The organism is Vasconcelosia minhoensis LEGE 07310, assembly GCF_015207255.1.
GTDB lineage: Bacteria > Cyanobacteriota > Cyanobacteriia > Phormidesmidales > Phormidesmidaceae > Vasconcelosia > Vasconcelosia minhoensis.
Map to the genome: position 1 here is coordinate 1 of NZ_JADEXG010000102.1, position 10,389 is coordinate 10,389.

The following is a 10,389-nucleotide window of genomic DNA, read 5'->3' on the forward strand; positions in this document are numbered from 1 at the left end:
AGAGAGTTCTGCCACATTCGCGGTTATTTATCGACTCTGAAAAAGCAGAACCTCAACATCTTGGATGCATTCGTCGAACTTTTTTCCGGCAATGCTCCCTCTCTTCTCCCTCAGCCTGAGTAGTTACGGCTAGTCTTAATCTCACCCATCTCGATTGAGCGAATTGATTGGGATAGAGAGATGGTGGTTCTGGCCCTGACCCGACAGCAGGTCGAAGATAGCCCCCCGATCTCTCTAGACGAGCCGGTTTCTCGACAGGTTGAGGCTGAGTACCTCCGCTACTACGGTTATCCCCCCTACTGGGAAGGTCCTGGGCTCTGGGGCGTTGCTATGTTCCCTCCCTATTCCGGTTTTGCGGGTGCGGTTGCCCCGACCTACGAAGCCCGACCCGAGGCCGCTCCCACGCCAGCCCCGGCCACAGAGGCTGAACCGCACGGAGACCCCCACCTGCGGAGTACCCATGAAATCAAGGGCTATAATATTCATGCCCACGATGGGGAAATTGGTCATGTTGAAGATTTCATTCTGGATGATTCGACCTGGTCAATTCGCTACATGGTAGTGGATACCCGTAACTGGTGGCCCGGCAAAAAGGTACTAATCTCGTCGCAGTGGCTTCAGTCGATGAACTGGGTAAGCCAACGGGTGAATGTAGACTTGAGCCGAGAAACCATCAAGCACAGCCCTGAATATGACCCGGACCAGGTGATTAATCGGGCTTACGAAATAGAGCTGCACAGCCATTACGAGCGACCGGCCTACTGGCAGGAAATAGCAGTGAGGGATGACTAGCCCTACCTTGACCCTGGGGTTGAGGAGTCGCCCTGATTGGGTTTCCAGATAGTTTATTTTTTGAAGTGACTAACAGGAGAGATTGCTATGAGTATGACAGGCTTACCTGTTTTTGATACGACCGTTCAGAAGACCAATACCTGGGTCAATGACCTGGCAGCCGAACTGGGCTGGGACGATAAGCACCGGGCCTTTCAGGGCCTGCGAGTAACGCTGCATGCCCTGCGCGATCGCTTGACGGCTGAGGAAGCCGCCCATCTAGGATCTCAGTTGCCGATTTTGATAGGGGGCTTCTACTACGAAAATTGGAAGCCTGCCACCAATCCTAGCAAGGAGCGTTCTAAGGAAGAATTTCTCGGCCATATCCGCCAGTACTTTGAGAGTATCCAGCCCCCAGAAAGCTCAGACATTGGCTTCGATGTTGAGCGCCTGGTTCGGGCTGTATTTAAGATTCTGACGCAGCGGGTTAGCCAGGGTGAAATCGCAGATGTTGTCCAGATGTTGCCGCCCGAGTTAAGGGATCTATGGCCTCAACAGGTTTCCAACTGATATTTTAAAGATTGCCCAGCTCAGCCAATTGATGGTCTTCCATCCTCGTCGATCAGCAGGATGGAAGACCTCTTCAGCTACCTAGATAGGAGAGATTGACCTATGCAAGTTCCCTTAGAAGTTACCTACCGCGACGTGCCTAAGACCGATGCGATTGAGGCCCTCGTTCAAGGAAAAGTTGCCCGCCTGGAGCGGGTCTGTGACCATATTAGTAGCTGTCATATTGCCATTGAGAAGGCCCACGATCGCCCTAGTAACGGCTCACCCTATCGGGTGCGAATCGATCTGACCGTACCCCCCGGTCATGAGCTGGCGGCGGTGGAAAACCCAGGAGAGGGAACCCAGTACGAGCCTTTGGAAGTGGTGATTCGAGATACCTTCGCTGCCGCTGAGCGACAGCTCAAAGAACTCAATGAGCGACAACACGATCAGGTCAAAGCCCATCCTACCCAATCAGTGACGGGTATTATTACCCAGCTATTTCCAGAAGAAGGCTACGGCTTTCTCAAGACCCTGGAGGGTCAGGAAATTTACTTTCACCGCAACAGTGTTCTTCAGAATGACTACGATCGCTTAGCAATTGGGACCGGGGTTCATTTCTTTGTAGAAGAAGGCGAAGAAGGCCCCCAGGCAAGTACGGTTAAAATTGTTGATAAGCCGGGTGCCCATGTTCCTGAATCTTCAGAAGCGGAAGAAATTGAACCGCCCCTGGGCTGGCAACAATAGGACTTAAGGCAATGGACTCACCGACTCAAGACCTTAAAAACACAGCTTCCAGGTTGTTGACCGGGATGCTGGCAAACCCCCAAATTTATCCCCAACTCAGCGAATCCCTGCCTTGATTGTAACTATTCGACTTCAATCTGATAACATCTGAATAGAACAGGGGCTGCCAAAGTCATTGGTTTCGCTTGCGCTTACCGAGATCGCAATACTGCCACCTGCTCTAGCTGCTGCTGAGCCTGAATCGCCCATTGGGTTTTGCCCTGGGCGACGAAGAGGTTGATGGCTTCCTGCAATCGGGTTTGGGCCTGATCATAATTACCCATACCGGATAGAGCGACGCCCTGGGCATAGTAGGCGTGGCTGAAGGTGGGAAGCAGCTCAATGGCGCGGTCGAACTGGGCCAGCGCGGCAGCGGTATTGCCCTGGGTGAGCTCGGTAATGCCCAGGTTGTAGTGGGCTTCGGGGTAGGCGGGGTCGATCGCGATCGCGTTGGCAAACGCTCTCCGGGCGAGGGCGGGCTGGCCCTGTTCTAAATAAACGAGCCCGATGTGATAGTGGGGCTCAGCGGCCTGAGGGCTAAGCTCGGCGGCCCGCTGTAGGGTAGCGATCGCCTCTCTCGGCTGCCCCTGGCGACGCCGTACCAGCCCCAGGTTGTAGTAGGCCATTCCCATCTCAGGATCGAGCTCGATTGCTCGCCGCAGGTACGCCTCAGCCTGCTCGGGGTTATCGCCCTCTAGCAATGCTGCCCCCAGGTTGACGTAGGCTAGGGCAAAGGCCGGGTCGGCCTGGGTCGCTTGCCAGAAGGCGGTAGCGGCTGCCTGCATCTCACTGTTTTGGTACAGAGCCAGGCCTAGATTGTAATGGGCGGCCGCCAGGGTCGGACTCAGCTGGGCCGCCTGGCTGAAGGCCGCGATCGCGGCTTCAATCTCCCCCTGCTGTACGAGCATTAGCCCATCGTTGAGAACGGTTTCGGCCGCGTCATCCGTTTCTGAAGTCTGGGAATAGGCTGACGGCGGCGCGATCGCGAGGGCCGCGATCGCGAGGGCAATTCCAACTCTGACCTGCCACTGATCTTTCATTGCTGGGGACCTGACGCAAGGATGCAGCTAAGGTAGCGCAATCTGGTCACAGGTCAGCAGAAATTGTGCCATTTGTATAGTCTGTCTGCTAATCTTATTTTAAGGTTATGCAGCTTATCATGAGATTCATGTCTGGCAGAAGCGTCTCATGAGATAGATCGGTAGAGGCTGAGGTCATTCTCTGCACGCAGGTCGATGCTGGCTTTGTGCACCAAGCTATCCAAAGCGGCTAACCTTTTCTACGGGCGGAGCAGCTGCCAAGTTAAGGTTGGCTCAAATATTTTATAGTCTTCATCAGCGCTAATCCACAATGCGTTTGCTTCTACTGCCAGGGCTGCTAGATAGGCATCAGGGATTAAATTTCCCTTTACACTATTGCTTAAGCACAGCTGAGTAAATATTTGCCAATGGCTTGCCCCTGGCATGATTCCCAACGCATTGGGTTGGCTTCTTATCGTTTTGACGAACTCTAGCGCTTCAGGCGGCGGAGTCGAAGTTTTGTATATTTTTGGATGCGTCACAATTCTCACAAAAGAACTTAATATCCAATCGCAATACAAAAAGGTTTCTGCTGCCCCTAACTGTTTTTTCAGCCATTGATTGTAAAACTCGTGCCCTGAATTCTCTTCTCGATATGCATTTATAAGAATATTGACGTCCCACATCTGCATAGACATTTTCTGTCATTGAGACAGATCCATATGGTCTCTCAAACTTGCACTACAGTTGATATCTATACCTGGGTAGGTGCCATCTCCCTTGAAAGTAGGTAGCTTTACCGTACGCGGAGATGCTGCATTCCGCTCCTTTTCCAGCAGTGACACCAGCGCATCTTGAACGAGTTGCGTTAGCGTTCTTTGCGTTGCTAATGCATGCTGCTTTGCTGCCAGTAGCAGCTCATCATTTAGCCGGATTGTGGTTCTCATGTAGACATACTAGCATCAAAATGTCTGTCGAGCCGATCCATGGACCGCCTGTCCATAGTCGCTAGTATCCATAGTCGCTAGTAATGATTTCGTCAGGTTCAACCTGCGGTGGGCGCGTTTTCGGATTGATCTGATAATTTAGAATAATTAAAACTGTTAGCGACCCGTTTGCAATTTATGGCGCCTCTGCAACATCAGGTACGGCTGACTGGGCCATATCGCCAGAAGTTATGCGGCTGATCGATCCGTTTGCCGACGGCGGGGAGATGGGGGAGCGGCTCAGAGCGCATTCCTGGTCCCACAGTTCGCTGGGAACAATAGAAACCTGGCCGCAAAGCTTGCGGGCGGCACTGCGGATGATGCTGCGATCGCGGCAGCCGATGTTTCTCTGGTGGGGACCCTCTCTAGTCCATTTTTACAACGATGGCGCGATCGCGCTCTTAGGCCAGCGACATCCCGCTGCGTTAGGCCAGCCTGCTCGGACGGTTTGGGCCGATCTCTGGGCGATGATGGGGCCAAAGGTTCAAGTTGTGATGCAACAGGCCAGCACGGTTCAGATCGAGGGCTTGACGGCGATGGCGGGCGGCGGGGGTCGCAGCTTTGATTTGACCTATAGCCCAGTTGCGGATGAGCAGGGTGAGGTCGGAGGCATTTTGTGCGCCTGTCGCGAGCAAACACCACATCAGCAAACAGAGACGGCTCTAAAGGCCTCCTTACGGCAAAGTGAATCGCGCTTTCATACGCTAGCGGATCATATTTCACAGCTGGCCTGGATGGCGGATGAGACGGGCTCGATTTTTTGGTATAACCGCCGCTGGTTTGACTATACCGGTACGACATTGGCAGAGATGCAGGGCTGGGGCTGGCAAAACGTGCACCATCCTGACCACGTGCAGCGGGTAGTCGAGCATATTCGACACTGTTTTGAAACCGGCGAGCCCTGGGAAGATATTTTTCCTCTGAGGGGAAAAGATGGCAGCTATCGTTCTTTTCTCTCGCGAGCGCTGCCGATTCGCGATGCTCAGGGGTGCATCCTACGCTGGTTTGGGACAAATACTGATATTACCGAACGCCTCCAGATTGAAGAGAATCTGCGGGCTAGTGAAGAACGGTTTCGGCAGATGGCCGAAACGATTCAGGACGTATTTTGGATAACCGATTTTCGCATTCCTAAAATTCTCTACGTCAGCCCGGCCTATCAACAGATTTGGGGGCGTTCTCCAGAGGAGATCTACGGCGATCATGCGCTCTGGCTGGAGACGATCCATCCTGACGACCGCGCCCAGGTGCTTGAGGTTGTAGCCCAGTGCCAGCATCAAGACTTTGTCGAAAATGAGTACCGGATTGTCCGGCCCGATGGGGCTGTACGCTGGATTCGCGATCGCAGTTTTGCCGTTCGCAATGACCAGGGGACTATTGTGCAGGCGGTGGGCACCGCTCAGGACATTACCGACCGTAAGCAAATTGAGGCCGAGCGGGAGCTGCTGCTAACGCAGGCGGAGGCCGCCCGGGAGCAGGCAGAAATCGCTAATCGGGTAAAGGATGAGTTTCTAGCGATGCTTTCCCACGAACTGCGATCGCCCTTGAATCCTATTCTAGGCTGGTCAAAGCTGCTGCAAACGCGATCGTTTACCCCAGAAAAGACCCAGCAGGCGCTGGCGACGATTGAGCGCAATGCCAGGCTACAGGCGCAGCTAGTCGAGGATCTGTTGGATATTTCGCGAATTTTGCGCGGTAAGCTTAGCCTGAAGGTGGCCCCAATCAATCTGGAACGGACGATTGAGGCGGCCTTAGAAACCGTGCGGCTGTCGGCTGAAGCCAAGTCTATTCAAATTGAATCAGCCTTTGACCCCGGTATTCCTCCCGTGCTAGGCGATGCCAACCGATTGCAGCAGGTGGTTTGGAATTTGCTCTCAAACGCAATCAAGTTTACGCCCGCTGGGGGCCGGGTCAGGTTGCGGTTGGAGCAGGTCAGTCCCTATGCCTGCTTTAGCGTTAGCGATACGGGCCGAGGGATCAAGGCCGACTTTATTCCTTACCTATTCGAGTCTTTTCGTCAGGCGGATAGCAGTACGACTCGCAAGTATGGCGGGCTGGGCTTGGGTTTGTCGATTGTCCGCCAGCTGGTAGAGCTGCATGGAGGAACGGTGCGAGCCGAGAGTGAAGGCGAGGGACTGGGCGCGACTTTTTCCGTCTGCTTGCCGCTGATGCCGATGGCGCTGGCCGGGCAGGCACCCGGGCAGCCAACGACGCAGCTGTCTAAGGTACATTTACAAGGGATTTATGTGCTGGTGGTTGAGGACGAAGCCGATACTCGCAATATCCTCACGTTTATGCTAGAGCAGGCCGGCGCGACGGTTGCCGCTGCGGCTGCTGCTGAGGAGGGCCTGCTGATGCTGCAAACGGATGAGCCCGATTTGCTGATTAGCGATATTGCCATGCCGGCTATGGATGGCTATGGTTTTATCCGCCGGGTTAGGGAGCTGAATTTTCAGATACCCGCGATCGCGCTGACGGCCTGCGCAACTGAGGCTGAACGGCAGCAAATTTTAGCCGCCGGGTTTCAGCGGCATCTGACTAAGCCGGTTGACCCGATCGCCTTGATGAAAGTGGTTAAAGCCCTGTTAAAGAAAGCGGCTAGGGAATAGGGTTGGGTCGCTCTCGCTGGCCGCCGCCGTCTCAAATGTTAAGAAGTTCCCAGATGCTGCTTCCCTCAAGGCGGAGGTCGCTTATATTTGGAACTATTTGAACTGTCTCGTTTCTGGTTTGGCGTTATGACGACTTATAAATCAGCTGCTCGCAGACTTGGCTCGCGCAAAGCAGATTCTGGTAAGCCCGAGGTTAACGTTCTGCTCGCCTATGCGCTTTGCGCCTGCGGGATGTTTGGACTAGGTGGGCTACATCGCTTCTATCTAGGTCGCCCGGTCAGCGGCCTGCTCTGGCTGCTGACGGGCGGTTTGTTTGGGTTTGGTACGTTTATTGACCTGTTTCTGATTCCATCGATGGCGAAGGAGCGGAACCTGTATCTGTGGTCTGGAACCCGTACAGATAGCTCGTTAGATTTGGTCGATTTGGGCCGTCAGACGCTGGAGTTATTTTCTTCTGGCACTTCCCCAGCTGCTTCTTCTAGCCCTTCGGCATCTGAGCCGCCACCGCTGACCCCGATTCAACAGCTCCTGCACGCGGCTGAGAGCCGTAATAACGTCCTCTCCCTGGGCAAGGCCGTCATGATTACGGGCCTGGAACCAGAGGAAGCCCAAGAGGTGCTGATGGAGGCTGTTCGCCGCGGCCTGGCGCATATCGAAAACGACTCTGAAACCGGCGCAGTTCGCTACCATTTTGACATCTAGGGCTTTTCATTCTCAAGGCCATGCGTCGAATGCAGATTCGCGAAGATGACTTGACTGGTCCAGAAATCACCGACTTTTTGCGAGAACATCTCACCGAAATGCGTGAGATTACACCCCCTGAAAGCGTTCATGCGCTTGATTTGACGGCACTGCGATCGCCCGACATTACCTTCTGGTCAGCCTGGCTGGACGATCAGCTACTCGGCTGTGGAGCGCTGAAGGAGCTCGATTTGAAAACCGGCGAAATCAAATCGATGCGGACTGCTCGGACTTATCGCGGCAGAGGAATCGGTTCGCAGCTGCTTGAGCACATCATTCAAGTAGCTGAGCAGCGGGCTTACGACTGCCTGTATTTAGAAACCGGAGCGATGCTTGAATTTGCCCCAGCCCGCTCCCTATATTTGCGCTATGGGTTCGAGTATCGAGGTCCTTTTGGAACATATGTTGCCGATCCGAACAGCGTGTTTATGGCTAAACAGCTTTAGCACTGGCTTACCCCAGGAGCCATGCGACCTATTCTCACAGCTTTCTTACTCTCCAGGCAGTTTCTGAACCATTCTTGCCCGCCCTAAAAAACCGGAAGCCATAGCGCTCAAATAGCTCTAGCCACGTCTGGTAAATTGTCAGCTTCACTGGTCAGAAAATTGTCAATAATCAGCCGGCTTTAAATTTTGCCAAGGCCGCTGCTCGGCTCTCAATGACGACACAGGCGGCCAAATTGCTGAGGTTCAGCCCTGGTGCATACTGACTGACTTCGACTTTGGCGTAACGAGTTCCTTCAAGCTGATAGATAGCAATTTCACTGTTTTGCCAAAACCAGACTTCCGAAACGCCCAAAGCGGCATAGCGGGCCAGCTTAGTTGAGCCTTCACCTGCAATAACGACTTCGATAGACAGGTCGGGAATGGTTTTGCGATCGCTAAAGCAGTAAGACTTATCGCCCTGCGCGCTGGCCACCTGATCCCGCTCTACAGTCATATCTCCAGTTGCGACAAAGGCGATTCCTTGCTCCAGCATCCACAGCTCCAGCAGAAACCCCAGATTTCCTGCAATGATGCCGTGCTGCGGTGATACGGTTAAGATTTCGACATCCCCATCAAAGTAATTGACCCTGACGCCGGGCGAGTCCTCGAATGCTCGCTGGAGAGCCTTAAACTGCTGCCAGCCCAAGCCAGAATGGGTAAAGTGCTGAGGTTTAATAGGGAATGCTTGCACGAGCGGGTAACCTTTTCCCTTTATCTTGCCACTATTAAGCAGAGCCATGCAGGGAGGCAGGATGTCTGAGCAAAGTGATTCGGAGCTAATTTTTCTTGCTCAACAAGGGAACAAGGCCGCATTCGGGCAGCTTGTGTCGCGCTATCAGCCAATGGCGCAGCGGCTAGCAGCACGGGTGACGGGTGATGACATCCTGGCTCAAGAGCTGGTTCAGGATGCCATGATTCAAGCCTATCTTTCTCTGAAAAAACTTGAAGATCCGATGCGCTTTAAGAGCTGGCTGTATGGCATTGTGCTTAATATCTGCCGCAATCATTGGCGTCGTCAAAAGGTGATCAGTTTCTCAAAGGTGATCAGTTTCTCATTTGAGACAATGGTGGGGAATCGAATAGACGAATCGATACCCTTTTCTGATGGCTCATGCGACCCTCAGCGGGTGGTGGAACAGGAAGAACTTCATTCTGCGCTGAGGGAGGCAGTTGATACTCTGTCTCACAAAAATCGCCTAGCAACTCAGCTGTTCTATTTTGAGCAGCTAAGTCTCAAAGAAGTGGCAAGACACTTAGATATTTCTGTGAGCGCGGTGAAAGGACGATTACACAAAGCTCGTCTTCAGCTAAGGACGCAGCTCCCCCGGTTTCAATCACAAATGCATACCAATTTACTTCAGGAGACTAAAACAATGACGGCTAAAGCTTCTATTCAAGGTAGGTCAGAACTGTGCTGCTCATTCTGTGGCAAAAGTAATCAGCAGGTCGGTTCTCTAATTGCTGGACCACTGCTAGGTGATGTTCGTATTTACATCTGTAACGAATGTGTCAATGCCTGTAACCGGATTATCAATGGAGAAACTCCTCCTCTGATGCCGGAAGAAGTTGAGGCACTAATGAATTCAAGCAGTAGATAGCTTGAACCCCCAAAAATCAGCTTCTACTCGACGCCTGGAATTTTAGGTACTGCTGTCCTCAAACTTTTAAGGAAGCTACGCAATCGGCGAGGCTGATGGCGTCCGGGTAGTGAAGCCACATTGATGGTCAGCTTCGGCGCGCGCCATTCTGGCAGCAGGTCTATCAGCCGCTGATTTTTTAAGTCGTCTTCGATAAACCAACGCGGCATTACCGATAGTCCTAGCCCGGCTAGCGTGGCCTGACGAAGGGCAAAAATGTTGTTTGTAGACATGCGGATAGAAGGGGATATGGCAACTGTTTCACCTTTGGGATGGGTCAGCGGAATTTGACCGCCTTCAAAGGGCTCAAGCGCAACACCAGGCAGTTCTTCCAAGGCGGCGGGGGACTGGGGACTGCCATAGGCTTCGAGCAGTTTGGGCGAGGCGACAATCATTCGCTCGACCTGTCCCAGTGGCTCTACAATCAGCGATGCGTCTGGAACTGAACCGACCTTGATCCAACAGTCACAGCCTACTTCTGCGAAGCGGATATTGTGGTCTTCTAGCTGCCAGGATAGGGAACCTTGCGGATGCTGTTGCTGAAACTGAAGCGCGGCGTTGAAGGCAGCCTGCGGCGGCTGAAGCTTGACCAAATCGATCTCTATCAGCTGCATCGGCCCGACCCTAAAGTTCCCTTGGCCAAGTCAGTTCAGACCCTTGCAGCCCTACAGCAGGGTATCAACTTAAGCCGGGAAAGTGTCTGCGTATAAGGGTTTCGGCTGTTGTGGTTTAGAAGACCGCCGAGGCATAGGTAGATCACCTACCTGCGCTAGCATCCATTCAAATACGTCGGGAAAATCGTGCCC

General features: G+C 53.2%; 11 protein-coding genes and 1 pseudogene. 8 read left to right on the top strand and 4 right to left on the bottom strand.

Annotated elements, in window-relative coordinates:
• The first annotated feature begins 180 nt into the window (after window positions 1-180).
• The 3 genes from IQ241_RS24045 (at window position 181) to IQ241_RS24055 (ending at window position 2,067) form a co-directional block, all read left to right on the top strand.
• Window positions 181-792, top strand: a complete 612-nt coding sequence (locus IQ241_RS24045) for a PRC-barrel domain-containing protein (protein ID WP_193912154.1) — start codon at window positions 181-183, stop codon at window positions 790-792.
• An 87-nt stretch (window positions 793-879) separates the two neighbouring features.
• Window positions 880-1,341, top strand: coding sequence for a DUF2267 domain-containing protein (locus tag IQ241_RS24050; protein ID WP_193912156.1), 462 nt, complete (start codon window positions 880-882; stop codon window positions 1,339-1,341).
• A gap of 102 nt (window positions 1,342-1,443) precedes the next feature.
• Entirely contained in the window at window positions 1,444-2,067 is a 624-nt protein-coding gene (locus IQ241_RS24055; RefSeq protein WP_193912158.1) for an HPF/RaiA family ribosome-associated protein, read from the top strand.
• A 191-nt stretch (window positions 2,068-2,258) separates the two neighbouring features.
• On the opposite strand, the gene IQ241_RS24060 is transcribed toward IQ241_RS24055, so the two are convergent.
• Entirely contained in the window at window positions 2,259-3,146 is an 888-nt protein-coding gene (locus IQ241_RS24060) for a tetratricopeptide repeat protein (RefSeq protein WP_193912160.1), read from the bottom strand.
• Between the two features lie 239 nt (window positions 3,147-3,385).
• Window positions 3,386-3,817, bottom strand: a complete 432-nt coding sequence (locus IQ241_RS24065; protein ID WP_193912161.1) for a TA system VapC family ribonuclease toxin — start codon at window positions 3,815-3,817, stop codon at window positions 3,386-3,388.
• 485 nt (window positions 3,818-4,302) lie between these two features.
• Between IQ241_RS24065 and IQ241_RS24070 the strand changes: the two genes are divergently transcribed.
• The 3 genes from IQ241_RS24070 to IQ241_RS24080 all read left to right on the top strand — a co-directional run bounded on the left by IQ241_RS24070 (window position 4,303) and on the right by IQ241_RS24080 (window position 7,907).
• Window positions 4,303-6,720, top strand: coding sequence for a PAS domain S-box protein (locus IQ241_RS24070; protein ID WP_193912163.1), 2,418 nt, complete (start codon window positions 4,303-4,305; stop codon window positions 6,718-6,720).
• A gap of 126 nt (window positions 6,721-6,846) precedes the next feature.
• Entirely contained in the window at window positions 6,847-7,422 is a 576-nt protein-coding gene (locus tag IQ241_RS24075) for an NINE protein (RefSeq protein ID WP_193912165.1), read from the top strand.
• Between the two features lie 20 nt (window positions 7,423-7,442).
• Complete coding sequence (locus IQ241_RS24080) at window positions 7,443-7,907, top strand: GNAT family N-acetyltransferase (RefSeq protein WP_193912167.1); 465 nt, start codon at window positions 7,443-7,445, stop codon at window positions 7,905-7,907.
• Between the two features lie 169 nt (window positions 7,908-8,076).
• Here the strand turns inward: IQ241_RS24080 and IQ241_RS24085 are convergent, their stop codons facing one another.
• The gene (locus IQ241_RS24085) at window positions 8,077-8,637 is read right to left on the bottom strand and encodes a Uma2 family endonuclease (RefSeq protein ID WP_322743783.1); all 561 of its coding nucleotides are present in this window, start codon (window positions 8,635-8,637) and stop codon (window positions 8,077-8,079) included.
• Window positions 8,638-8,698: 61 nt separating this feature from the next.
• Here IQ241_RS24085 and IQ241_RS24090 point away from each other — a divergent pair, with 61 nt between their 5' ends.
• Entirely contained in the window at window positions 8,699-9,544 is an 846-nt protein-coding gene (locus IQ241_RS24090; protein ID WP_193912171.1) for an RNA polymerase sigma factor, read from the top strand.
• 23 nt (window positions 9,545-9,567) lie between these two features.
• Here IQ241_RS24090 and IQ241_RS24095 read toward each other — a convergent pair whose 3' ends face one another.
• Complete coding sequence (locus IQ241_RS24095) at window positions 9,568-10,176, bottom strand: substrate binding domain-containing protein (RefSeq protein ID WP_390622493.1); 609 nt, start codon at window positions 10,174-10,176, stop codon at window positions 9,568-9,570.
• On the opposite strand from IQ241_RS24095, the pseudogene IQ241_RS26845 reads away from it, so the two are divergent.
• Window positions 10,129-10,257, top strand: a pseudogene (locus IQ241_RS26845) (aldo/keto reductase); the annotation flags it as partial. The gene IQ241_RS24095 and the pseudogene IQ241_RS26845 overlap by 48 nt on opposite strands.
• Window positions 10,258-10,389 lie beyond the last annotated feature (132 nt).

Coding starts and splice junctions, on each gene's coding strand:
- IQ241_RS24045 (WP_193912154.1), top strand. CDS start 181: ATGGTGGTTCTGGCCCTGACCCGACAGCAGGTCGAAGATAGCCCCCCG.
- IQ241_RS24050 (WP_193912156.1), top strand. CDS start 880: ATGAGTATGACAGGCTTACCTGTTTTTGATACGACCGTTCAGAAGACC.
- IQ241_RS24055 (WP_193912158.1), top strand. CDS start 1,444: ATGCAAGTTCCCTTAGAAGTTACCTACCGCGACGTGCCTAAGACCGAT.
- IQ241_RS24060 (WP_193912160.1), bottom strand. CDS start 3,146: ATGAAAGATCAGTGGCAGGTCAGAGTTGGAATTGCCCTCGCGATCGCG.
- IQ241_RS24065 (WP_193912161.1), bottom strand. CDS start 3,817: ATGCAGATGTGGGACGTCAATATTCTTATAAATGCATATCGAGAAGAG.
- IQ241_RS24070 (WP_193912163.1), top strand. CDS start 4,303: ATGCGGCTGATCGATCCGTTTGCCGACGGCGGGGAGATGGGGGAGCGG.
- IQ241_RS24075 (WP_193912165.1), top strand. CDS start 6,847: ATGACGACTTATAAATCAGCTGCTCGCAGACTTGGCTCGCGCAAAGCA.
- IQ241_RS24080 (WP_193912167.1), top strand. CDS start 7,443: ATGCGTCGAATGCAGATTCGCGAAGATGACTTGACTGGTCCAGAAATC.
- IQ241_RS24090 (WP_193912171.1), top strand. CDS start 8,699: ATGTCTGAGCAAAGTGATTCGGAGCTAATTTTTCTTGCTCAACAAGGG.